At 58.5% G+C, this 23,395-nt stretch carries 25 protein-coding genes; 20 read left to right on the top strand and 5 right to left on the bottom strand.

The features are described 5' to 3' along the window. The first annotated feature begins 355 nt into the window (after positions 1–355). The 5 genes from BI292_RS08985 to ispD all read left to right on the top strand — a co-directional run bounded on the left by BI292_RS08985 (position 356) and on the right by ispD (position 5,456). Complete coding sequence (locus BI292_RS08985; RefSeq protein ID WP_092272412.1) at positions 356–1,987, top strand: CTP synthase; 1,632 nt, start codon at positions 356–358, stop codon at positions 1,985–1,987. A gap of 5 nt (positions 1,988–1,992) precedes the next feature. Further along, the gene (gene kdsA / locus BI292_RS08980; protein ID WP_092272409.1) at positions 1,993–2,838 is read left to right on the top strand and encodes a 3-deoxy-8-phosphooctulonate synthase; all 846 of its coding nucleotides are present in this window, start codon (positions 1,993–1,995) and stop codon (positions 2,836–2,838) included. Between the two features lie 156 nt (positions 2,839–2,994). Beyond that, positions 2,995–4,284 carry a phosphopyruvate hydratase gene (gene eno, locus BI292_RS08975; RefSeq protein WP_010462792.1) on the top strand — a complete coding sequence of 430 codons (1,290 nt, stop codon included), beginning with the start codon at positions 2,995–2,997 and terminating at the stop codon, positions 4,282–4,284. Between the two features lie 189 nt (positions 4,285–4,473). Continuing rightward, on the top strand, positions 4,474–4,752 hold the full coding sequence (ftsB, locus tag BI292_RS08970; protein ID WP_008028992.1) for a cell division protein FtsB: 279 nt from the start codon (positions 4,474–4,476) through the stop codon (positions 4,750–4,752). Further along, complete coding sequence (gene ispD / locus BI292_RS08965) at positions 4,749–5,456, top strand: 2-C-methyl-D-erythritol 4-phosphate cytidylyltransferase (RefSeq protein ID WP_101207659.1); 708 nt, start codon at positions 4,749–4,751, stop codon at positions 5,454–5,456. The genes ftsB and ispD overlap by 4 nt, the downstream gene beginning before the upstream one ends. A gap of 125 nt (positions 5,457–5,581) precedes the next feature. On the opposite strand, the gene BI292_RS08960 is transcribed toward ispD, so the two are convergent. Continuing rightward, positions 5,582–6,478, bottom strand: a complete 897-nt coding sequence (locus BI292_RS08960) for a LysR substrate-binding domain-containing protein (protein WP_092272403.1) — start codon at positions 6,476–6,478, stop codon at positions 5,582–5,584. A gap of 118 nt (positions 6,479–6,596) precedes the next feature. On the opposite strand from BI292_RS08960, the gene BI292_RS08955 reads away from it, so the two are divergent. The 8 genes from BI292_RS08955 (at position 6,597) to rpoS (ending at position 13,814) form a co-directional block, all read left to right on the top strand. Next, positions 6,597–7,709 (top strand): S-(hydroxymethyl)glutathione dehydrogenase/class III alcohol dehydrogenase, encoded by a 1,113-nt coding sequence (locus BI292_RS08955; RefSeq protein WP_092272399.1) that lies wholly within the window; start codon positions 6,597–6,599, stop codon positions 7,707–7,709. Between the two features lie 91 nt (positions 7,710–7,800). Next, entirely contained in the window at positions 7,801–8,646 is an 846-nt protein-coding gene (gene fghA, locus BI292_RS08950) for an S-formylglutathione hydrolase (protein WP_101207658.1), read from the top strand. 43 nt (positions 8,647–8,689) lie between these two features. Further along, positions 8,690–9,163, top strand: a complete 474-nt coding sequence (ispF, locus tag BI292_RS08945; RefSeq protein ID WP_092272393.1) for a 2-C-methyl-D-erythritol 2,4-cyclodiphosphate synthase — start codon at positions 8,690–8,692, stop codon at positions 9,161–9,163. Then, complete coding sequence (gene truD, locus BI292_RS08940; protein ID WP_101207657.1) at positions 9,160–10,218, top strand: tRNA pseudouridine(13) synthase TruD; 1,059 nt, start codon at positions 9,160–9,162, stop codon at positions 10,216–10,218. Before ispF ends, truD begins: the two co-directional genes overlap by 4 nt. Next, entirely contained in the window at positions 10,206–10,955 is a 750-nt protein-coding gene (surE, locus tag BI292_RS08935; protein ID WP_101207656.1) for a 5'/3'-nucleotidase SurE, read from the top strand. The genes truD and surE overlap by 13 nt, the downstream gene beginning before the upstream one ends. 41 nt (positions 10,956–10,996) lie before the next feature. Further along, entirely contained in the window at positions 10,997–11,632 is a 636-nt protein-coding gene (locus BI292_RS08930; RefSeq protein ID WP_177327881.1) for a protein-L-isoaspartate(D-aspartate) O-methyltransferase, read from the top strand. A gap of 211 nt (positions 11,633–11,843) precedes the next feature. Further along, positions 11,844–12,701: a peptidoglycan DD-metalloendopeptidase family protein gene (locus BI292_RS08925; RefSeq protein WP_092272381.1), complete on the top strand. Its 858-nt coding sequence runs from the start codon at positions 11,844–11,846 to the stop codon at positions 12,699–12,701. Positions 12,702–12,806: 105 nt separating this feature from the next. Beyond that, positions 12,807–13,814: an RNA polymerase sigma factor RpoS gene (rpoS, locus tag BI292_RS08920; RefSeq protein ID WP_101207655.1), complete on the top strand. Its 1,008-nt coding sequence runs from the start codon at positions 12,807–12,809 to the stop codon at positions 13,812–13,814. A 481-nt stretch (positions 13,815–14,295) separates the two neighbouring features. Here rpoS and fdxA read toward each other — a convergent pair whose 3' ends face one another. The 4 genes from fdxA to BI292_RS08905 form a co-directional block, all read right to left on the bottom strand. After that, on the bottom strand, positions 14,296–14,619 hold the full coding sequence (fdxA, locus tag BI292_RS08915) for a ferredoxin FdxA (RefSeq protein ID WP_064393166.1): 324 nt from the start codon (positions 14,617–14,619) through the stop codon (positions 14,296–14,298). A 141-nt stretch (positions 14,620–14,760) separates the two neighbouring features. Further along, positions 14,761–17,340 carry a DNA mismatch repair protein MutS gene (gene mutS, locus BI292_RS08910; RefSeq protein ID WP_101207654.1) on the bottom strand — a complete coding sequence of 860 codons (2,580 nt, stop codon included), beginning with the start codon at positions 17,338–17,340 and terminating at the stop codon, positions 14,761–14,763. Between the two features lie 196 nt (positions 17,341–17,536). Continuing rightward, complete coding sequence (locus BI292_RS28925) at positions 17,537–17,704, bottom strand: hypothetical protein (RefSeq protein ID WP_167370419.1); 168 nt, start codon at positions 17,702–17,704, stop codon at positions 17,537–17,539. After that, positions 17,701–18,426: a zeta toxin family protein gene (locus BI292_RS08905; RefSeq protein WP_101207660.1), complete on the bottom strand. Its 726-nt coding sequence runs from the start codon at positions 18,424–18,426 to the stop codon at positions 17,701–17,703. The genes BI292_RS28925 and BI292_RS08905 overlap by 4 nt, the downstream gene beginning before the upstream one ends. A 249-nt stretch (positions 18,427–18,675) precedes the next feature. On the opposite strand from BI292_RS08905, the gene BI292_RS08900 reads away from it, so the two are divergent. From BI292_RS08900 to BI292_RS08870, 7 genes are all read left to right on the top strand, one after another. Next, positions 18,676–19,410, top strand: coding sequence for an XRE family transcriptional regulator (locus BI292_RS08900; RefSeq protein WP_092272372.1), 735 nt, complete (start codon positions 18,676–18,678; stop codon positions 19,408–19,410). Positions 19,411–19,948: 538 nt separating this feature from the next. Further along, the gene (locus BI292_RS08895; RefSeq protein ID WP_101207653.1) at positions 19,949–20,299 is read left to right on the top strand and encodes a phage holin family protein; all 351 of its coding nucleotides are present in this window, start codon (positions 19,949–19,951) and stop codon (positions 20,297–20,299) included. A gap of 28 nt (positions 20,300–20,327) precedes the next feature. Beyond that, complete coding sequence (locus BI292_RS08890) at positions 20,328–20,912, top strand: hypothetical protein (protein ID WP_101207652.1); 585 nt, start codon at positions 20,328–20,330, stop codon at positions 20,910–20,912. Then, positions 20,909–21,091, top strand: a complete 183-nt coding sequence (locus tag BI292_RS08885) for a DUF2635 domain-containing protein (protein ID WP_101207651.1) — start codon at positions 20,909–20,911, stop codon at positions 21,089–21,091. Before BI292_RS08890 ends, BI292_RS08885 begins: the two co-directional genes overlap by 4 nt. Then, positions 21,091–22,587 carry a phage tail sheath subtilisin-like domain-containing protein gene (locus BI292_RS08880; protein WP_101207650.1) on the top strand — a complete coding sequence of 499 codons (1,497 nt, stop codon included), beginning with the start codon at positions 21,091–21,093 and terminating at the stop codon, positions 22,585–22,587. Before BI292_RS08885 ends, BI292_RS08880 begins: the two co-directional genes overlap by 1 nt. A gap of 67 nt (positions 22,588–22,654) precedes the next feature. Continuing rightward, positions 22,655–23,002, top strand: coding sequence for a phage tail tube protein (locus BI292_RS08875; RefSeq protein ID WP_101207649.1), 348 nt, complete (start codon positions 22,655–22,657; stop codon positions 23,000–23,002). After that, positions 22,999–23,295 carry a phage tail assembly protein gene (locus BI292_RS08870; protein WP_101207648.1) on the top strand — a complete coding sequence of 99 codons (297 nt, stop codon included), beginning with the start codon at positions 22,999–23,001 and terminating at the stop codon, positions 23,293–23,295. Before BI292_RS08875 ends, BI292_RS08870 begins: the two co-directional genes overlap by 4 nt. Positions 23,296–23,395: the final 100 nt, after the last annotated feature.

Below are 23,395 nucleotides of genomic sequence, written 5' to 3'. Positions count from 1 at the left end.
TTGCGGGGGTTGAACGGGGAGGCGGGCGAGGGCTGGAATTTACATTGGCAGCCGCCGAGCGAAGATCAAGGTTTGAGCTGATAGGGGCTTTCCGGTAGACTACGCTCCCTTCTTGATACAACTTCTGTGGATTCGCCTGAATTGCAGGAGTTGCCGATTACCAAGCAGTCTTTGCTGGGCGATTCCAAAAAATGTGTAGCGAGCAACGCACCGGAGTTTCATCTCCCGGTCTGTCACAACGCGGCGGTTTTTTTGAAAGGTGCACTGTGATTAATGCAGGTGATCGGGGGCTTCGGCCTTCCTTCGCTTTCCCCGGCGGCTCGGACCGCTTTAACGCAGACTTCTAGGGTTTTTCATGACGCGCTACATATTCGTCACGGGCGGTGTTGTTTCTTCATTGGGGAAAGGCATTGCCTCGGCTTCATTGGCGGCCATCCTGGAGGCGCGGGGACTTAAGGTCACCATGCTGAAGCTGGACCCGTACATCAACGTTGACCCGGGCACCATGAGCCCGTTCCAGCACGGTGAAGTGTTCGTCACTCACGACGGCGCCGAGACCGACCTGGACCTGGGCCACTACGAGCGGTTCATCCGCACGACCATGACCCAGAACAACAACTTCACCACTGGCCGTGTCTACGAACACGTGCTGCGCAAAGAGCGCCGTGGTGATTACCTGGGCGCGACCATTCAGGTGATCCCGCACATCACCGACGAAATCAAGCGCCGCATCATCAAGGGTGCCGGCGATGCTGACGTGGCGATGGTCGAGATCGGTGGCACCGTCGGTGACATCGAGTCGCAACCGTTCCTCGAAGCCATTCGTCAATTGCGTTTCGAAGTCGGCGCCAAGCGCGCGATGCTGATGCACCTGACGCTGGTGCCGTACATCGCCACTGCCGGTGAAACCAAAACCAAACCAACCCAGCACTCGGTCAAGGAACTGCGTTCCATCGGCCTGCAACCTGACGTGCTGGTGTGCCGCTCCGATCACCCGATCGACATCTCGTCGCGTCGCAAGATCGCCCAGTTCACCAACGTTGAAGAACGTGCGGTGATTGCGCTGGAAGACGCCGACACCATCTACAAGATCCCGGGCATTCTGCACTCGCAAGGCCTGGACGATTTTGTTGTCGAGCGTTTCGGCCTGCAATGTGGCGGCGCCGATCTGTCCGAGTGGGAAGCCGTGGTCGACGCCAAGCTCAACCCTGAGCACGAAGTCACCATCGCCATGGTCGGCAAGTACATGGAGCTGCTGGACGCCTACAAGTCGCTGATCGAAGCGATGAGTCACGCCGGCATCAGCAACCGCACCAAGGTCAACCTGCGCTACATCGATTCCGAAGACATCGAAAACCAGGGCACCGCGCTGCTCGAAGGTGTCGACGCGATCCTCGTTCCGGGCGGCTTCGGTCTGCGCGGCGTGGAGGGCAAGATCACCGCCGTGCAATACGCTCGCGAAAACAAGGTTCCGTACCTCGGCATCTGCCTCGGCATGCAAGTGGCGGTCATCGAGTTCGCACGTAACGTGCTGGGCTGGAAAGACGCCAACTCCACCGAGTTCGATCGCGCCAGCGGTCACCCGGTCGTGGGCCTGATCACCGAGTGGGAAGATGCCACCGGCGCGGTCGAAACCCGTACCGAAGCGTCTGATCTTGGCGGCACCATGCGTCTCGGCGCACAGGATTGCCTGCTGGAGCCGGGTTCGCTGGTTCACGATTGCTACGCCAAAGACGTGATCGTCGAACGTCACCGTCATCGTTACGAAGTGAACAACAACCTGCTGCCGCAAATCATGGAAGCCGGCCTGAAAATATCCGGTCGCTCCGGTGATGGCGCGTTGGTTGAAGTGGTCGAAGCACCGGATCATCCTTGGTTCGTCGCTTGCCAGTTCCACCCGGAGTTCACCTCGACACCGCGCGACGGTCACCCGTTGTTCACCGGTTTCGTTAAAGCAGCGTTGACTCAACACCAGAAGAAGGCTTGATTCCAATGGCGCAGAAGATCATCCGTGTAGGCGATATCGAGATTGCCAACGACAAGCCAATGGTGCTTTTCGGTGGCATGAACGTGCTGGAAAGCCGCGACATGGCGATGCAGGTCTGCGAAGAGTACGTAAAGGTTACCGAGAAACTCGGTATCCCTTACGTGTTCAAGGCCAGTTTCGACAAGGCTAACCGTTCCTCCGTGACCTCTTACCGTGGCCCCGGCCTGGAAGAGGGCATGCGCATTTTCCAGGACATCAAGCAAGCCTTCGGCGTGCCGATCATCACCGACGTCCACGAGCCTGAGCAGGCTGCGGTCGTCGCTGAAGTCTGCGACATCATTCAGTTGCCGGCCTTCCTGTCGCGCCAGACCGACCTCGTGGTCGCGATGGCCAAGACTGGCGCGGTGATCAACATCAAGAAAGCCCAATTCCTTGCGCCGCACGAGATGAAACACATCCTGAGCAAGTGCGTGGAAGCGGGTAACGATCAGTTGATCCTCTGCGAACGCGGTTCGAGCTTCGGCTACAACAATCTGGTCGTCGACATGCTCGGCTTCGGCATCATGAAGCAGTTCGAATACCCGGTGTTCTTCGACGTGACTCACGCGCTGCAAATGCCTGGTGGTCGTTCCGATTCCGCCGGCGGGCGTCGCGCCCAGGTCACCGATCTGGCCAAGGCCGGCATCAGCCAGTCGCTGGCGGGTCTGTTCCTCGAAGCCCACCCGGACCCGGATAACGCCAAATGCGACGGCCCTTGCGCCTTGCGCCTGGACAAACTGGAGCCATTCCTGGCCCAGCTCAAAGCGTTGGACGAACTGGTTAAGAGTTTTCCGACGGTAGAAACCGCGTAAACCTCTTTTCTCCGGTAAAGTACCGCACGATTTAATGTTCAGGCCCTCGGGCCTGAGCCTTATCGTCCGCAAGACTGCCCGCTGTACATCACTTGCCGACGGTAAAAGATTTCCTCTAGCTGCGTCGTTTTCGTCAACTTTGGAGTGTTTACAACAATGGCAAAAATCGTCGACATCAAAGGTCGTGAAGTTCTCGACTCCCGTGGCAATCCCACCGTCGAAGCGGACGTGCTTCTCGATAACGGCATCATCGGTAGCGCTTGCGCGCCGTCCGGTGCTTCCACTGGCTCGCGTGAAGCACTCGAGCTGCGTGATGGCGACAAGAGCCGTTACCTGGGCAAAGGTGTACTCAAAGCCGTAGCCAACATCAACGGTCCGATTCGTGACCTGCTGTTGGGTACCGATCCAAGCGACCAGAAAGCCCTCGATCACGCGATGATCAAGCTCGACGGCACTGAAAACAAAGGTTCCCTGGGCGCCAACGCGATCCTCGCCGTTTCCCTGGCCGCGGCCAAGGCAGCAGCACAGGACCAGGACCTGCCGCTGTACGCTCACATCGCCAACCTGAACGGCACGCCGGGTGTTTACTCGATGCCGGTGCCGATGATGAACATCATCAACGGTGGCGAACACGCCGATAACAACGTCGACATCCAGGAATTCATGGTTCAGCCGGTTGGCGCCAAGTCTTTCTCGGAAGGTCTGCGCATGGGCACCGAGATTTTCCATCACTTGAAAGCTGTGCTGAAGGCCCGTGGCCTGAGCACTGCAGTCGGTGACGAAGGTGGTTTCGCGCCGAACCTGGCGTCCAACGAAGACGCTTTGAAAGTGATCTCCGAAGCCGTGGCCAACGCCGGTTACAAGCTGGGCACCGACGTGACCCTGGCACTGGACTGCGCGGCCAGCGAATTCTACGAAGACGGCAAATACAACCTGTCCGGCGAAGGCCAGGTGTTCACCGCTGAAGGTTTCGCTGATTACCTGAAAGGCTTGACCGAACGTTATCCGATCATCTCGATCGAAGATGGCCTGGACGAGTCCGACTGGGCTGGCTGGAAGATCCTCACCGACAAGATCGGCGAGAAGACCCAACTGGTAGGCGACGACCTGTTCGTGACCAACACCAAGATCCTCAAGGAAGGCATCGATAAAAAGATCGCCAACTCGATCCTGATCAAGTTCAACCAGATCGGCACTCTGACCGAAACCCTGGAAGCCATCCAGATGGCCAAGGCTGCCGGTTACACCGCCGTGATCTCGCACCGCTCCGGCGAAACCGAAGATTCGACCATCGCCGACCTGGCCGTGGGCACTGCGGCTGGCCAGATCAAGACCGGTTCGTTGTGCCGTTCCGATCGCGTGTCCAAGTACAACCAACTGCTGCGTATCGAAGAGCAGTTGAATGGCAAAGCCAAGTACAACGGTCGCAGCGAATTCCGCGGTTAAGCTGTACGTGGTAAAAAGCGCTACACAGTAAAAAGGTGTCGGATTGTGTCGAAATAAGTCGCGACAGCGATGGATTTGCCACTAATCTGATGTCTCAAGAGCACAAGCCTGGGTCTTCCAGGCTTCGTGCTATCAGAAGCTTCATAGTTTTGGCATGGCTGTCTTTTTTCACTGGATACCTGATATTCGATGCGCAGTCCCAATTGGTTGTTCCTCGTCTTGCTCCTGCTGCTGGCTGGCCTGCAATATCGCCTGTGGGTGGGAAATGGCAGCCTGGCGCAAGTGGCCGAGCTGACTCAGCAGATCGCAGATCAACACGCTGAGAACGAAGGCTTGCTGGAGCGCAATCGGGTGATGGACGCCGAAGTCAGTGAGTTGAAGAAAGGCATGGAGACCGTTGAAGAGCGGGCTCGTCATGAGCTGGGTATGGTCAAGGACGGTGAAACCCTTTACCAGTTGGCTCAATGATCCAGTCGTTACCGGCCTTCTGGGCCGTGATTCCTGCCGCGGGCGTCGGTGCCCGAATGGCTGCGGACCGTCCCAAGCAATACCTGCAACTGGGCGGCCGAACAATTCTCGAACACAGCCTCGGCTGTTTCCTTGACCATCCTTGCCTGAAAGGCCTGGTGGTCAGTCTTGCTGTTGATGATCCTTATTGGCCAAACCTGGCCTGTGCTGGCGATGCGCGGATTCAGCGCGTCGACGGCGGCGCCGAGCGTTCCGCTTCGGTGCTTAATGCCTTGCTGCATTTGCACGCGTTGGGTGCCGACGAAGAAGACTGGGTGTTGGTGCACGACGCCGCGCGGCCCAATCTGGCGCGCGATGACCTGGACAAATTGCTCGGTGAACTGGCCGATGATGCGGTCGGTGGCTTGCTCGCAGTGCCGGCGCGGGACACGCTGAAACGCGTCGACAAGCACGGGCGCGTGGTTGAAACCGTGGATCGCAGTGTGATCTGGCAAGCGTATACGCCGCAGATGTTTCGCCTCGGCGCGCTGCATCGGGCGTTGGCTGACAGTCTGGTGGCGGATGCCGTTATCACTGACGAAGCGTCGGCGATGGAGTGGGCGGGTCTGGCGCCACGCTTGATTGAAGGGCGCTCGGATAACCTCAAGGTTACGCGGCCGGAAGATCTGGAATGGTTGCGGTTACGTTGGGCTAATCGCCGCTGAGTTTTTTGTTGACTGGCCTGCCGCCATCGCGAGCAAGCTCGCTCCCACAGTGGATTTGAGTTCGACGCATAACCCCTGTGGGAGCGAGCTTGCTCGCGATGGCGGTGGTTCGGTCAACACATCACTCAGACCCGATACTCCGGCCGCTCAGCCAACCCTTCCTTCAAATAATCCACCAACTTCCTAACCTTCGGCGACAGATGCCGTTGCTGTGGATACAGCGCCCACACCGCGGTATTCGGCGGTTGATGCGCTTCCAGTAACGAAATCAATTCGCCGCTTTTCAGATGCTCCAGCACGTAATAATCCGGCAACTGACACAACCCCACGCCTAATAGCGCCGCATCCAATACCGCTTGCCCACTGTTGCAACGCCAGTTGCCCTGCACACGCTGGGAAAATTCGCGGCCGTTCTGTTCCAGTTGCCACAGATCCGAACTGCCGATCAGGCAATTGTGCCGACTCAATTCCGACAAGCTGTGTGGGCGACCATACCGTTCCACGTAGGACGGTGACGCGCACAAGTACATGCGGCGCGGCGCCAGGCGTGCGGCCACCAGTCGTGAGTCCTGCAAGCGACCGAGGCGGATCGCCAGATCGAGGCCTTCATGCACCAGATCGAGTTGGCGATTGCTCAGCTCGATGTCAATCCGCAGTTGCGGATACAGCGCCATGAACCGTGTCACCAGCGGCACGATAAAGCGCTCGCCGTAAGCCACCGCGCAAGTCATGCGCAACATGCCTTTGGGTTCGCTGGTCAGATCGCCGACTGCACGCAGCGCTTCTTCGCGGCCATCCTGCAAACGCTGGCAATGTTGCAGGAAGGTTTGCCCGGCTTCAGTCAGCGTCACTCGGCGCGTGCTGCGATACAGCAATCGCGTCTGAAGTCGTTCTTCCAGACGTACGATTTGTCGACTGACATGCGAGGAAGAAACCCCAAGACGTTCCGCCGCAGCGGTGAACTGGCTGCATTCGGCAACGGCGACAAATTCGTCGATCCCTTCCCAACGGTTTTCAGACATCGTTGATTATCCCTGTACAGCAATAATATTTTGCATTTGGCCCGATTATTCATCGTTCGGCCATGTATTACACTCCTGTTCTTGTTTTTATATTCATTGGATTCTCTGGAGAGTCAGCATGATCAAGTCGCGCGCCGCCGTAGCCTTCGAGGCGAAGAAACCCCTCGAGATCGTTGAAGTCGATGTCGCCATGCCGAAGGCCGGTGAAGTTCTGCTTCGCGTCGTGGCTTCCGGAGTTTGCCACACCGACGCTTACACCTTGTCCGGCGCCGACCCGGAAGGCATCTTCCCGTCGATCCTCGGCCACGAAGGTGGTGCCGTGGTTGAAGCCATCGGCGAAGGCGTGACCTCGGTTGCGGTGGGCGATCATGTGATTCCGCTGTACACCCCGGAATGCCGCCAGTGCAAATTCTGCCTGTCGGGCAAAACCAACCTGTGCCAAGCGATTCGCTCGACCCAGGGCAAAGGCCTGATGCCGGATGGCACCACGCGCTTTTCCTACAAGGGTCAGCCGATTTTCCACTACATGGGCACCTCGACCTTCTCCGAGTACACCGTGCTCCCGGAAATCTCCGTTGCCAAGATTCCAAAAGAAGCGCCACTGGAAAAAGTCTGCTTGCTCGGCTGCGGTGTCACCACCGGCATCGGCGCCGTGCTCAATACCGCCAAGGTCAAACCGGGTGATACCGTGGCTATTTTTGGCCTCGGCGGCATTGGCTTGTCGGCAGTCATCGGCGCTGCCAAAGCCAAGGCCGGGCGGATTATCGCGATCGACATCAACCCGGAGAAATTCGAAATCGCCAAGCAATTGGGTGCAACCGATTGCGTCAACCCGAAAGACTTCGATCGTCCGATCCAGGAAGTCATCGTCGACATGACCGATGGCGGCGTCGACTTCTCCTTCGAATGCATCGGCAACGTGCAACTGATGCGTGCAGCCCTTGAGTGCTGCCACAAGGGTTGGGGCGAATCGGTGATCATCGGTGTCGCCGGTGCTGGCCAGGAAATCGCCACGCGTCCATTCCAACTGGTCACTGGGCGCGTCTGGCGCGGGTCGGCGTTCGGTGGCGTGCGCGGTCGTACCGAGTTGCCGAGCTATGTCGAAATGGCCGAAACCGGCGAGATTCCTCTGGATACTTTCATCACCCACACCATGGGCCTGGAAGATATCAACAAGGCGTTCGACCTGATGCACGAAGGCAAGAGCATCCGTACCGTCATCCATTTCTAAGAAACAGCGACAGGCCTCCCGCCATAAGCTGCAAGCGAGCGCGCCTCGACTTGCAGCTTGAGGCGGGTGGCGTGCAGTTGGGAGGATTCCCGTGAGCCTGGAAAACATCTCTTGCCAGAAAAGCTTCGGCGGCTGGCACAAGCGTTATCGGCACCGTTCCGATGTGCTCGGTTGTGACATGGTGTTTGCCGTATACCTGCCGCCGCAAGCGGAGCAGGGCGGCAAGTTGCCGGTGCTGTACTGGTTGTCCGGTTTGACCTGCACCGACGAAAACTTCATGCACAAGGCTGGCGCGATGCGCATGGCCGCCGAGCTCGGGCTGATCATTGTTGCGCCGGACACCAGCCCGCGCGGCGCCGATGTGCCGGGCGATCCGGATGGCGCCTGGGATTTCGGCCTCGGTGCCGGTTTTTACCTGAATGCCACACAGGAACCCTGGTCGCGGCACTATCGGATGCATGATTACGTGGTGCAGGAATTGCCGGCACTGGTCGAAGCGCATTTCCCGGCATCGACCAAGCGCGGCATCAGCGGCCATTCCATGGGTGGCCACGGTGCGCTGGTCTGTGCATTGCGCAATCCCGGGCGTTATCAGTCAGTGTCGGCGTTCTCGCCGATCAACAACCCGATGGATTGCCCGTGGGGTCAAAAGGCCTTCTCCCGCTACTTGGGCGAGGACCGTTCAAAGTGGCGTGAATGGGATGCCTGCGCGCTGATCGCCGAGGCCGACGAGAAGCTGCCGTTGCTGGTCGATCAGGGCGATCGCGACGATTTTCTCGCCACTCAACTCAAGCCTGAAGCCCTGCAGCATGCCGCGAAACTTGCCGGCCACCCGCTGACGTTGCGCCTGCAACCGGGCTACGACCACAGCTATTTCTTCATCGCCAGCTTCATTGACGACCACTTACAGCATCACGCACGCGCCCTAGCCGAGTAATGCGGGTAGAATCACGCCCTGACAAAAATCGGGGCGTTTTTTTATGCGTATTGGCCACGGCTATGATGTGCACCGTTTCGCTGAAGGCGATTTCATTACTCTGGGCGGCGTGCGCATTGCACACAGCTTCGGGCTGCTCGCTCATTCCGACGGTGACGTCCTGCTGCACGCCTTGAGCGATGCCTTGCTCGGCGCGGCTGCGTTGGGCGATATCGGCAAACATTTCCCGGACACCGACCCGACCTTCAAGGGCGCCGACAGCCGCGCGCTGTTGCGTCACGTGGTCGCGCTGATCCACGCCAAGGGCTGGAAAATCGGCAATGTCGATAACACCATCGTCGCCCAGGCACCGAAAATGGCCCCGCATATCGAATCGATGCGCGCGCTGATTGCCGCGGATCTTCAAGTTGAGTTGGATCAAGTGAACGTGAAAGCTACCACCACCGAGAAGCTCGGCTTCGTCGGTCGCGAAGAAGGCATCGCCGTGCATTCCGTTGCCTTGTTGCTGCGCGCATGAACGAAGCGCAATTGCTCGGCCCGCGTGCGTATGGTGATGCCCTCGGCAGCGCCGTGCTGAAAGCCACGGCGGAAGATTTCCAGGTCGATGAAGTCCTCGATATTCCCCTGAGTGGCGACGGCGAACACCTATGGATCTGGGTGGAAAAACGCGGTTTGAACACTGAAGAAGCGGCCCGGCGAATTGCCAAGGCTGCCGGCGTGCCGTTGCGCACCGTCAGTTACGCGGGGCTCAAGGACCGTCAGGCATTGACGCGCCAGTGGTTCAGCGTGCAACTGCCGGGCAAGGCTGACCCGGATCTGTCGGCGGCTGAAAACGACACGTTGAAGATCCTCAAGACCGGTCGGCATAAACGCAAACTGCAACGCGGTGCCCATTCGGCCAACGGTTTCACGTTGCGCCTGACGCAATTTGCCGGCGACAAAGCGGCGATCGAAGAGCGTCTGCAATTGATCGCCAAGCAGGGTATTCCCAATTATTTCGGCGCCCAGCGCTTTGGTTTTGACGGCGGCAACGTCGTTGATGCGCGTGCCTGGGCGGCGCGCAAAGCGTTGCCGGAACAGCGCAATGTGCGTTCGCGTCTGTTGTCCACGGCACGCAGTTTTCTCTTCAACCAAGTGTTGGCGGCGCGGGTTGCCGACGGTAGCTGGCAGCGTGCGCAGGTCGGCGATCTGCTGGCCTTCACCGACAGCCGCAGTTTCTTTCCGGCGGGTGAGGCTGAATGCAGCGATCCGCGCCTGGCGATTCTTGACCTGCACCCGACTGGCCCGCAATGGGGCGAAGGTGACTCGCCGACGACGGGCGCTGTCCATGAACTGGAGCAGGCAATCGCCAACCGCGAAGCAGACTTGCGCGACTGGTTGATTAACGCCGGTATGAGTCACGAACGCCGCATCCTGCGGCTGCCCATTGCTGGGTTGACGTGGCATTATCCCGAGCCTGACATTCTGCAACTGGAATTCGTCCTGCCGGCCGGATGCTTCGCCACCGTATTGGTGCGCGAACTCGTCGATCTGGTGCCGGTGGGGCAGACGGACAGCCCATGCGTATTCTGATTTCTAACGACGATGGGGTAACCGCACCCGGTCTCGCCGCGCTTTATGCTGCGCTGGCGGATTTCACCGAGTGCGTGGTTATCGCCCCGGACCAGGACAAAAGCGGCGCCAGCAGTTCGCTGACGCTCGACCGTCCGTTGCACCCGCAAACCCTCGCCAACGGCTTTATCAGCCTGAATGGCACACCGACCGATTGCGTGCACCTGGGCCTCAATGGCCTGCTGGAGCGACGTCCGGACATGGTGGTTTCGGGGATCAACCTCGGCGCCAACCTCGGTGACGACGTGTTGTATTCCGGCACGGTGGCGGCGGCCCTCGAAGGGCGCTTCCTCGAACGTCCTGCGTTTGCCTTTTCGCTGGTCTCACGGCAAGTGGAGAACCTTCCCACAGCCGCTTACTTTGCGCGCAAACTGGTCGAGGCTCACGCCGACCTCCAATTGCCACCGCGCACGGTACTCAACGTGAACATTCCCAACCTGCCGCTGGACCACATCCGCGGCATTCAGCTGACCCGCCTCGGGCACCGCGCCCGCGCTGCCGCGCCGATGAAAGTGGTCGACCCGCGCGGCAAGTCCGGTTACTGGATTGCCGCGGCCGGCGACGCCGAGGATGGCGGCCCGGGCACCGACTTTCATGCGGTGATGCAGGGCTATGTTTCAATCACTCCACTACAACTGGATCGCACCTTCAATGATGCCTTCAGAAGTCTCGATGGCTGGCTGGAGGGGCTGCACTAATGGGTCGTGAACAAGACGATATGCTCCGTCGCGGCATCGGCATGACCTCGCAACGTACTCGCGAGCGCTTGATTCAGCGGTTGTACGAAGAGGGCATTTGCAACGCCAAAGTGCTGGAAGTCATCCGCCGCACGCCTCGTCATCTGTTCGTTGACGAAGCCTTGGCGCACCGCGCTTACGAAGACACCGCGCTGCCGATCGGCAACAACCAGACCATTTCCCAGCCTTATATGGTGGCGCGCATGAGCGAGCTGCTGCTGGAGGCCGGTCCGCTGGACAAGGTCATGGAGATCGGCACCGGTTCGGGTTATCAGACTGCTGTGTTGTCGCAACTGGTTGAGCGGGTGTTCTCGGTGGAGCGCATCAAGGTTTTGCAGGATCGAGCCAAGGAACGTCTGGTCGAACTCAACCTGCGCAACGTGGTATTCCGCTGGGGCGATGGTTGGGAAGGCTGGCCGGCACTTGCGCCGTACAACGGCATTATCGTCACCGCCGTTGCCACTGATGTGCCGCAAGCGTTGCTCGATCAATTGGCTCCGGGCGGGCGCCTGGTGATCCCGGTCGGGTCCGGCGAGGTCCAGCAATTGATGCTGATCATCCGTGAAGAACAGGGCTTTTCCAGACGTGTGCTGGGGGCGGTGCGCTTTGTGCCACTGCTCAACGGGCCGCTGGCCTGAGCATTTGTTCGGCGGCGCTGAATTCTCACAGATCGGCCGTGTCTTACAGCGGCGACGTTTGTTTAAACGGGATTCATCGGCGGGCAGCAAACGTGTGCGAGCGGTGAATTCGCTTCATTAAAGGTAAAGCCTGCATCGCCCGTTATACTTGCGACATTTCGTGCCGAAATACGGCAATCCATATTTTCAGCCACCACAAAGGGAGCGGCGGGTGAGTCTCACAGTCATTGCGCAGCGTATGGGTACAGCAAGCTTTCAGCGCCTGGTGACTGGCCTTGTCTTGAGCACGTTGCTGGTCGGTTGCTCCAGCACCAAGTCGAGCACCGTGGGCGTGGTCGATCGCAACAAATCGGTCAACCAGCGTCCGGCAGTGACCACCGGCCAATATGTCGTTCGACCAAAAGACACCTTGTTCTCGATCGCTTTTCGCTACGGCTGGGACTACAAAGCCCTCGCCGCACGGAACAATATTCCTACGCCGTATACGATCCATCCGGGTCAGACAATTCGCTTTGACGGTCGCGCCGGTTCAACGCCGCCGACGGTGTCGAGCTCGTCCACTTCAACGCCTTCCTCGACGTTGAAAACCACGGTAATCCGCCGCCAGCCGAATGGCGCAACGACCAGCACAGCGGTGGTTGCACCGTCCGTCGCGAGCAAGGTTCCGCTTGCTCCACTACCTCCAGCGGGCCCAGCCCCGACCGGCTGGGGATGGCCATCTAATGGCATATTGATTGGTAAATTCTCTTCAAACGGTAGTTTGAATAAAGGAATTGATATCGCCGGGGATTTGGGACAGCCTGTTTTAGCTGCGTCTGATGGGACGGTGGTATACGCCGGGAGTGGCTTAAGGGGCTACGGCGAATTAGTCATCATCAAACACAGCGATACCTACGTCAGTGCCTACGGACATAACCGCAGGCTTTTGGTTCGGGAGGGACAGCAGGTCAAAGTCGGGCAGACAATTGCCGAAATGGGGTCAACGGGCACAGACCGGGTGAAACTGCATTTTGAGATTCGCCGCCAAGGTAAACCTGTAGATCCGCTGCAATTCCTGCCGCGTCGTTGATTTGTTGTCAGCCTGTTCCGTCACGTAGAGGGGACAGGCTTCAGCGCTGCCAAGGATAAAGGCGCCGCTTGAGCTTGAGGTCGAACTCACCAAAGGACTATAACAATGGCTCTCAGTAAAGAAGTGCCGGAGTTTGACATCGACGATGAGGTTCTCCTTGTGGAGACCGGCATCGCCACGGAATCGATGTCGGACGATGAAGGGGCAGCTCCACCTTCCGTTCGTACTAAATCCAAACACTCCGCTTCGCTAAAGCAGCACAAGTACATCGACTACACACGAGCACTCGATGCTACGCAGCTGTATCTCAATGAAATCGGCTTTTCCCCTCTGCTATCCCCGGAAGAAGAAGTGCATTTTGCGCGTTTGTCGCAAAGTGGCGATCCGGCTGGGCGCAAACGCATGATTGAAAGCAACTTGCGGCTGGTGGTGAAAATCGCCCGACGTTACGTCAATCGCGGCTTGTCGCTGCTGGACCTGATCGAAGAGGGCAACCTCGGTCTGATCCGCGCAGTAGAGAAATTCGACCCTGAACGCGGCTTCCGCTTCTCGACCTACGCAACCTGGTGGATTCGTCAAACCATCGAGCGCGCGATCATGAATCAGACCCGGACCATCCGGCTGCCGATTCATGTGGTCAAGGAACTCAACGTGTACCTGCGGGCTGCACGCGAGCTGACGCAAAAGCTCGATCACGAACCCTCACCCGAAGAAATCGCCAACCTGCTGGAGAAACCAGTGGGCGAGGTCAAGCGCATGCTGGGCTTGAACGAGCGGGTTTCTTCGGTCGACGTCTCGCTGGGTCCGGATTCGGATAAAACCCTGCTGGACACCCTTACTGACGATCGCCCGACCGATCCATGCGAACTGCTGCAGGACGATGACCTGTCCCAGAGCATTGATCAGTGGCTTTCGGAGCTGACCGACAAGCAACGCGAGGTGGTCATTCGCCGCTTCGGCCTGCGCGGTCACGAGAGCAGCACGCTTGAAGACGTGGGCCTGGAAATCGGTCTCACCCGGGAGCGGGTCAGGCAAATCCAGGTTGAAGGCCTCAAGCGACTTCGCGAGATTCTCGAGAAGAACGGCCTGTCGAGTGAGTCGCTGTTCCAATAAAGCGTTCATTCACTGGCAATGAAAAGCCCCGACTGGTTCGGGGCTTTTTGTTGCCCGCCAGAAAACTCTGGATCGTAGACTCGTGCTGTAAGACTTCGCTTACTCTCTCGTAAGTGTTCGTTATTTTTACAGGTTGGCAGTTGGCGCTTTTGTTGGGTGTTGGCCTTTAACTATCTGTAAATAAAGGATATTTCTTTTTATTAAGCTCATATGACAGCCCCAGCCAGCTGCGCAGGCCGGTTGCCGATGTCAGGGATTTCTCTAGTATCTGAACTGTGTCGACGGACAGACACACCCTTCAAGGATGAGGGGAAAGGACATTGCAGGACGCAATTCATCAGGACGATGAAAAGGATTAAAGGGAATAAGGACGAAATGTGGGCGGGTCAAACCGCCCCTTTTTTTCGCCTGCAGAAAAGTCGTTTGATCCTGCAAAAACAAAAAAGGCCCGCGAGGGGCCTTCTTCGAGAACGCGGCGCAATCAGCGTTCGAGATCCTTGATCTTGCCTTTGACGCCATCCCACTCTTCGGCATCGGGCAACGATTCTTTCTTCTCGGTTATGTTTGGCCAGATCTCGGCCAGATCAACGTTCAGCTGGATGAATTCCTGCATGTCTTCCGGGACTTCATCTTCAGAGAAAATGGCCACGGCCGGGCATTCCGGTTCGCACAGTGCGCAGTCGATGCACTCATCCGGGTGAATCACCAGGAAGTTCGGGCCTTCGTAAAAGCAGTCCACCGGACAGACTTCTACGCAGTCGGTGTACTTGCACTTGATGCAGTTGTCGGTGACGACGAAGGTCATTTCTAATTTTCTCCTCAGGCGGCGGCAGCGGAGCCCCTTCACGTTGGGGTCGCCAGGTTTGGGAGCGATAGTCTGCAGGCCGGCTAAACGCCTGCAGCATCCCAAACCGCGCGAGATTCTAACAGCTTGCAGGCAAGTGCGTTAGATCCGTGTCTTTAGTGCATAGAGCATTTCTAACGCACGACGCGGACTCAGATCATCCAGGTCGAGTTTAGCCAGTTCGTCGAGCACCGGATGCGGCAGGCTGGCGAACATGTCGCTCTGCAGCGGCGCGGCCGGTTTGCCCTTGACCGGTTTCGGTACTTCGTGGGGCAGGGCGGTGGCCTCAAGGCGACCCAGATGCTCGCGAGCACGCACGATCACTTCGCTCGGCACACCGGCCAGTTGCGCGACCGCCAAGCCGTAGCTCTGGCTCGCCGGGCCGGGCAACACGTGGTGAAGGAAGACGATGCGTTCGTTGTGCTCGGTGGCATTCAGGTGCACGTTGGCCACCAGCGGTTGCGCTTCCGGCAATACGGTCAGTTCAAAGTAGTGCGTGGCGAACAGCGTGTAGGCGCGCAGATAGGCCAAGCGCTCGGCCGCCGCCCACGCCAGCGACAGGCCGTCGAAGGTGCTGGTGCCGCGACCGACTTCGTCCATCAACACCAGGCTGCGCTCGGTGGCGTTGTGCAGGATGTTCGCGGTTTCGCTCATTTCGACCATGAACGTCGAACGCCCGCCGGCCAAGTCATCGCTGGAACCGATGCGGGTGAAGATCCGGTCCACCAGCGACAGTTCGCAACTGGCCGCCGGGACGAAACTGCCGATGTGCGCCAGCAACACGATCAACGCGGTCTGGCGCATATAAGTGGATTTACCGCCCATGTTCGGGCCGGTGATCACCAGCATGCGCGTGTTGTCGTCGAGGCTCAGGTCGTTGGCCACAAACGGCGTGCTCAGCACTTGCTCGACCACCGGGTGACGACCCTGGCTTATGCGCATGCACGGCTCTTCGACGAAACGCGGGCAGTTCAGATCGAGGTTCAGCGCACGTTCGGCGAGGTTGCTCAGCACGTCCAGTTCGGCGAGTGCAGCGGCGGTGTCTTGCAGCGGCGGCAGTTGCGCGATCAGGCTTTCGAGCAGCGCTTCATAGAGCATCTTTTCACGCGCCAGGGCACGGCTCTTGGCCGACAACGCCTTGTCTTCGAACGCTTTGAGTTCCGGCGTAATGAAGCGCTCGGCACCTTTGAGCGTCTGGCGCCGGATGTAGTCTGCAGGCGCCGACTCGGCTTGCTTGCTCGGCAACTCGATGAAGTAACCGTGGATGCGGTTGTAGCCGACTTTCAGGTGCGAGAGGCCGGTGCGGGCCTTTTCGCGCGCTTCGAGATCAATAAGGAACTGCCCGGCGTTTTCGCTGAGCGATTGCAAGTCGTCGAGTTCGGCGTCGTAACCGGTTTTCAACACGCCGCCGTCACGGATGACCGCAGGCGGGTTGTCGATAATGGCTTTTTCCAGCAGCGCCGCCAGTTCCGGGTAGGTGCTGGTGGTCGCGGCCAATTGAATGATGTGCGGGGCTTCGAGCTCGCGCATCGCCACTTGCAACTCGGGCAGCGCGCCGAGGGCATCACGCAGGCGAGCGAGGTCGCGAGGGCGGGCGTTACGCAGACCAATCCGCGCCAGAATTCGCTCGATGTCGCCGATTTCCTTGAGCTGCGGTTGCAGCTTTTCGAAACGGTAGCTGTCGAGCAGATTGGTGATCGAGGTCTGACGCGCGAGCAATACAGTCAAGTCGCGCAGTGGACGGTTGAGCCAGCGGGTCAGCAAGCGGCTGCCCATGGCGGTCTGGCAGCGATCGACCACCGATTGCAGGGTATTGTCGCGCCCGCCCGCCAGATTGGTGTCGAGCTCGAGGTTGCGACGGCTCGCGCCATCGAGCACCACAGTGTCGTCCAGGCGCTCATGACGCAAACTGCGCAAGTGCGGCAGGGCGGTGCGCTGGGTTTCCTTGGCGTAGCTGAGCAGGCAACCGGCGGCGCCGATGGCCAGCGTCAGGTTTTCGCACCCGAAGCCTTTAAGGTCTTGCGTGGAAAACTGCTGGCAGAGACTTTTCAACGCCGAATCGCGTTCAAAATCCCACGGCGCACGGCGACGAACCCCACGACGTTTCTCCGCCGGCAGGTCCTTCGGCCAGTCATCCGGGATCATCAGTTCCACCGGATTGACCCGCTCCAGTTCCGCCAGCAGATTTTCCCAACCCTTGATTTCCAACACGGTGAAGTTGCCGCTGGTGATGTCGAGCACTGCCAGACCGAACAGACGCTCATCGCCCAGCACCGCAGCGATCAGGTTGTCGCGACGCTCATCGAGCAACGCTTCATCACTGACCGTGCCCGGCGTAATAATCCGCACCACCTGACGATCAACCGGGCCTTTGCTGGTCGCCGGATCGCCGACCTGCTCACAGATCACCACCGACTCGCCAAGCTTCACCAGCTTCGCCAGATAACCTTCGGCGGCGTGGTAAGGAATCCCACACATCGGAATCGCCTGCCCCGCCGATTGCCCCCGGGCCGTCAGGGTAATGTCCAGCAACTTGGCGGCCTTCTTCGCGTCTTCATAGAAGATCTCGTAGAAGTCGCCCATGCGGTAGAACATCAACTGGTCGGGGTGCTGATTCTTCAGACGCCAGTACTGCTGCATCATCGGCGTGTGGGAGGACAGATCGGAGAGTGCTTTATTCATCGGAAATCAGGAAAACTCGTTGAAAGATGTAGGGCAAAGGAGGGGCATCGGCCCGGCTTTTCCGCGATGGGCGCAAGGTTAACATGGGTGGTCTGTGGGGCGCAGGCATCTGAGCCCGATGGCGCCTCGGACCATTACCGTGGAACAAAAAAAGCCCGGCATTTGGCCGGGCTTCTCGATGATCTGCGAAGTGCTGTCAGCCTTGTTTGGTCTCGACTTGCATCATCACAAGATTCTGCTGTTTGGTCGCCTCGATCAAAACCTCACTGTAAACGCGTTTTTTTTGCTCCGATTTAGCGTTACGGATAAAGTCGGCAAAAAGGCTTTTGGCACCCTTGTTACTGCCTGGCTTGATCGAAATCATGATTTCGCTCCTGATGATAATTCGAGCGTGGCCTCAAGATCGGCCCGCGTATGGCGCTCAGGTATATGGTAGTCAATCTTATCGACGCCGGCTTTGTAAAGACATCCTGAGTTATCGATATGTTTGAGCAGCAAATCCACATGTATATCGCTGCCGTACTCTAGCTTAAGTGCGTTTACAACGTCACGCGCTGCGAAATACTGATCGATGAAATGCGCCTTGCGAATTCTTCTGCCCTCCGCTTCCTCTCGGGCTTTGACAAAGCCCCAAGCAAGTTGCGGATTTTGATAGACGTACAGGATTTGTACAAACCGTCCCTTTTTCAAGGATCGCTCGACATTTTTTCTGGCGACATCAATGTTTGAAAACGTGCCATCGAGTAGAAAAGATTGTCTCTGGTCGAGAGCGAAGTCGAGTATTTTTTCGACGAGGATCGAAACGCCGCCCTGAAAAAGCCAAGAGTTAGCACCGGTGTATTCCGAAAACTCGTTCCGAAGCTCGTCCGGATCAATCCTCAAGATTTTCGTATCGGCGAAAAGATTCAAAAGGGCGATTGATGCTTCAGTTTTACCAGCCCCAGGGGAGCCCGCCATGAACACCGACACCGGTGCTTCTTCCGGGGGATAAATTGCTTGGTTCGTCCGACGCGTTCCGATTGCCTTCTTGTTTGCACGAGCGAAGCTCACCGCTTGGGCAGATACCTTTATCTCTCCAGGCGTCATTTGATGCCTTGCGGGTATCGTCTCATTCACCACGAGCAAACTCCTTTTTGTTAGTCGTAATCTTCGGAGCTGCGAAGCTTAGCCCGGTCAGTCAAGGATGAAGTGGTAGTAAATGAAACAAGAATTGTGTGCCTCCTTTGCAGTGCAGGGTCAGCAAAGCACTCACAGACGCTGGCGGTAGACCTCTTTTTTCAGGTTTATGCATATCTGCATTTGTTTTCCTGAAAAACATCAAGCATTATTCGCGTTATGCAAAAACGCAACGTTTCCTCAGTCTTAAGAGCATTGCTCGATCAGCACGGGATCTCCCCCACGGAGCTTCACCGTCGCACGGGTGTGCCGCAATCCACGCTTTCGCGGATTCTCAGCGGGAAGATCGTCGATCCTTCGGATAAACACATTTCGAAGATCGCCGAATACTTCGCCGTGAGCACCGACCAGTTGCGCGGGCGCATGGACCTTGCGCCCGCCGCTGGCGGTGGCCGCGATCATCTACATTCCGAACTCAAGGACATAAGTTTGTGGGACGACGACACCCCAGTCGATGACGACGAGGTGTCCGTGCCCTTTCTTCGCGAGGTTGAATTGGCGGCAGGATCAGGAAGATTCGTCATTGAAGAGAGCGAGCGCTCAAGCTTGCGCTTCGGCAAACGCAGCCTGCGGCACAACGGGGTGCAGTTCGATCAAGCCAAATGCGTGACGGTACGCGGCAACAGCATGTTGCCTGTGCTGCGCGATGGCGCGACTGTCGGGGTCAACGCCGGCAAATGCGGGATCGGCGACATCGTCGACGGCGACCTCTATGCGATCAACCATAACGGCCAGTTGCGGGTGAAACAGCTTTACCGCTTGCCGACCGGGATTCGCCTGCGCAGCTTCAATCGTGACGAACACCCGGACGAGGACTACACCTTCCAGGAAATCCAGGAAGAGCAAATCGTCATCCTCGGTCACGTCTTCTGGTGGGGTATGTACGCCCGCTGACGTCACCGCCCGCCGATAAAACCCGCTGCCCGGCGGGTTTTTTTTCGTCTGTAGAAAACCGCCAACACCCGCATTCACGGGGCTCTCATGCGTCTGTGCATTTCAGATGCATAAATAAATGCATTTACGCATTGACTGTATATGCATCCATGCATATTCTTTGTCTCAAGCGGCTCAACAAAGCAGCTCGAAACCAGGCTCTTTAGTTCCACGACAAAGGCAGCGATGAACCGGCCTCAACGGTTCAGAGGGTTGGCAACTGACCCGGGTGTGCAGCGTAAAGCACCAAAAGCAGTTATCCGGCGGGCAGGGACCGCGGTCGGAAAAACAATTTGAATCGATCCGTACCGCGCCAGTAGCGCCGAACGATCAGCGCAGGACCGCATTACTGAAAAGCCCGGCGCGTTGCCGGGCTTTTTGGAATGCCTACCTGATGTCAGGCACGTCGAGAGACAAGGTTTGAAACACCTATCCATTCCTCTACCCACACACAAACACAAACAACTCATTCCTCATCAATTACACCAGGAGGTGTGACATGACAAACGAGCAACAAGCGTTGCTGGACATGCCGATCTGGCTTGTCATCGTCCTCGCCCTGGTGGGCGGGGTGTCTGGCGAAATGTGGCGCGCCGACAAGGAGGGCGCCCGAGGCTGGGCGCTGATCCGGCGCCTGGCATTGCGCTCCGGGGCCTGCGTGATCTGCGGGGTCTCGGCAATCATGCTGCTGTACGCCGCCGGGGTGTCGATCTGGGCGGCTTGCGCATTCGGTTGCCTGACGGCGATGGCCGGGGCGGACGTGGCCATCGGGCTTTACGAGCGTTGGGCGGCGAAGCGCATTGGTGTCTGCGATGTGCCGCCGCGTGATTCTCGTTCTGATCAAAGTTGAACCCCTGATAAAACACTGGAGCGCCCTGATGAAGATCTCCCCGATCCTCACGCAGTTGCGTGAGCAATGCCCAACCCTGGCTAGTCGTGTGGCGGCCGGCATCGACCCAATCACCCTGAACACCGACACGAACCTTCAAACCCCTTTTGCCTACGTTGTGCCCCTCGCCGATGTGGCGAGCAGAAGCCTTGCGCAAAACCTCGCCCTGCAACCTATTCGCGACCGCTTCGAAGTGACCTTGGTGCTTGACACCAGCGACGCTACAAAAACGCTGGATCTGTTGCACGACCTGCGCGCTGAGTTGTGGCGGGCGCTAGTTGGGTTCAAACCGGGCAGCGACTACGACGCTATCGAATATGAGGGCGGAGAACTGCTTTCCATCGATAACAACCGGGCGTTGTATCGCCTGCGCTTTTTTGCCGAATTCCAGCTCGGCCGCAATCTGCCCAATCAGCCGGCAGAGAGTTGGCACGAGCGTGAACTGGACGGTTTGTCGTCCTTTACCGGGGCCACCGTGCGGGTCGATGCCATCGATCCGGCGGACCCTAATCTGCAACGTCCAGGCCCCGACGGGCGCCTGGAAATGACTTTTCCTGGAGATGTAACCCCATGAGCAAACGCATCACCGTGCTGCCGGCACCTGGCCGTGTCGTGCCGGACCCGGAGGCGGGCGATCTGCTGCCCTCCGACGGCCGTGAAGTGCCGGACAACGCTTGGTGGCGTCGTCGTCTGGACGATGGCGATATCACAACCCAAGCCGTGCAAGCGGCCAAACCACAGGGAGCCAAATAATGGCGATCGGATTCAGCAACATCCCCGCGGACATTCGTGTCCCGCTGTTTTACGCCGAGATGGACAATTCGGCAGCCAATAGCACGTCGTCTGCCATGCGCCGTTTGATCGTTGCCCAGGTCAACGATGACATCACTGCGGCCGATGTCGGCAAACTGGTGCTGGTGTCCAGCGTGGCGCTGGCGAAAAGTATCGGCGGGCAAGGTTCAATGCTTGCGTCGATGTACGAAACCTTGCGCAAAACTGACCCCACCGGCGAGGTCTGGTGCCTGCCGCTGCACAACACGGACGGGAGCATGGCCAAAGGCGTGCTGACACTGACCGGAACTGCGACGCAAAGTGGCGTGCTCAACCTGTACGTCGGCGGTATTCGTGTGCAAGCGGCTGTCGTCAATGGCTTCACTGCGGCACAAGCGGCGACGGCGTTGGCGCTGAAAATCAACGCGGCGGCGGATCTGGCGGTCAGCGCGTCGGCGGTGGAAGGCATCGTTACCTTGAGCGCGAAATGGACGGGCGACAGCGGCAACGACATCAGCCTGCAATTCAATCGCCTGGGCAAGAGCAATGGCGAAGAAACTCCGGCGGGCCTTACCTCGGCGATAACCGCCATGACCGGCGGCGCCGGTGTGCCGGATCAAGTCGCTGCAGTAGCGGCGCTGGGCGATGAACCGTTCGAGTTCATCTGTCTGCCCTTCTCGGACCTGTCGTCCCTCAACACCTGGCAAGCCGTCATGGATGACAGCACCGGACGCTGGTCGTGGGCCAAGCAATTGTTCGGTCACGTCTACAGCGCCAAGCGCGGCACCATCGGCACGTTGGTCGCTGCGGGCCAAGCGCGTAACGACCAGCACATGACCATCCAGGCACTGGAACCGGGCGTACCGCAACCGTTCTGGGTCCAGGCTGCGGCGCTGGCAGCGCGCACTTCGGTGTTCATCTCCGCCGACGCCAGCCGTCCGACCCAAAGCGGCAGCCTGCCAGGTCTCGACCCGGCGCCGGCCAGCGAGCGCTTCACCCTGACCGAGCGTCAGTCGCTGCTTAACTACGGCATCGCCACCGCGTACTACGAAGGCGGTTACGTGCGCATACAGCGCTCGATCACCACCTATCAGAAGAACGCTTACGGCCAGGCTGATAACTCCTACCTGGACAGCGAAACCATGCACCAGTCGGCGTTCATCGTGCGTCGTCTGCAAAGCGTGATTACCAGCAAATACGGGCGCCACAAACTGGCCTCCGACGGCACCCGTTTCGGCGCCGGCCAGCCAATCGTCACCCCGAGCACCATTCGCGGTGAGCTGATTGCCCAGTACGCCAAGCTCGAACTGGAAGGCCACGTGGAGAACGCCGAACTGTTCGCCGAGCACCTGATTGTCGAGCGCGACGTACAGGACCCGAGCCGCGTAAACGTGCTGTTTCCGCCGGATTACATCAATGGCCTGCGCGTGTTCGCACTGCTCAACCAATTCCGTCTGCAGTACGACGACGCGGCTTGATTCGCGCGTTTGAGTTTGTGATTTCAGCCCACCTTGCGTGGGCTTTTTATTTGAAGGGAGAAACACCATGGGTCAACTGATTGCGGGCACCTGCTACGTCAAAGTCGACGGCGCTCAACTGACGATCAATGGCGGCTGCGAAGCGCCACTGATGTCCACCAAACGCGAAACCGTCGTACCGGGTTTCTACAAGGAAACCGACATTGCGCCATCTTTTAAAGTGACGGCGCTACACACCCCAGATTTCCCCCTCAAGCAACTGATTGCAGGCGTGGACATGACCGTTACCTGCGAATTCAGCAACGGCAAAGTCTACGTGCTGGCCGGTGCCTATCTGGTTGAAGAGCCGGTGTCCAAGGGCGATGACGCGACCATCGAACTGAAATTCGAAGGCATCAAGGGGACTTGGCAATGAGCGCCGCCGTGAAGCTTCAAGTTGCGATCGAAGCCCACGGCGAGCCTTTGACCGAACTCAACCTGCGCCGCCCGACGGTGCAGGAAGTGCGGGCGATCAAAGCGTTGCCGTACAAGATCGACAAGAGCGAAGAAGTCAGCCTCGACATGGATGTCGCGGCCAAATACATCGCGGTCTGCGCCGGCATTCCACCGTCGTCGGTCAACCAGTTGGACCTGGCTGACCTCAACGCGCTGAGCTGGGCCGTCGCGAGTTTTTTCATGAGTGCGGCGTCGGAGCCATTACCGACCTGATCGCGGTCGCCTATGACCTGGCCTGGTTCTGGAAGGTTGACCCCGAACAGATGATGGCCAGGCCACTGGATGTGCTCCGGGAATCCCTGGAGCACGCGCA

Origin of the sequence: Pseudomonas sp. 43NM1, from assembly GCF_002836905.1 — a bacterium.
Lineage (GTDB): Bacteria > Pseudomonadota > Gammaproteobacteria > Pseudomonadales > Pseudomonadaceae > Aquipseudomonas > Aquipseudomonas prosekii.
This window is presented reverse-complemented; position numbering and strand designations above follow the sequence as displayed.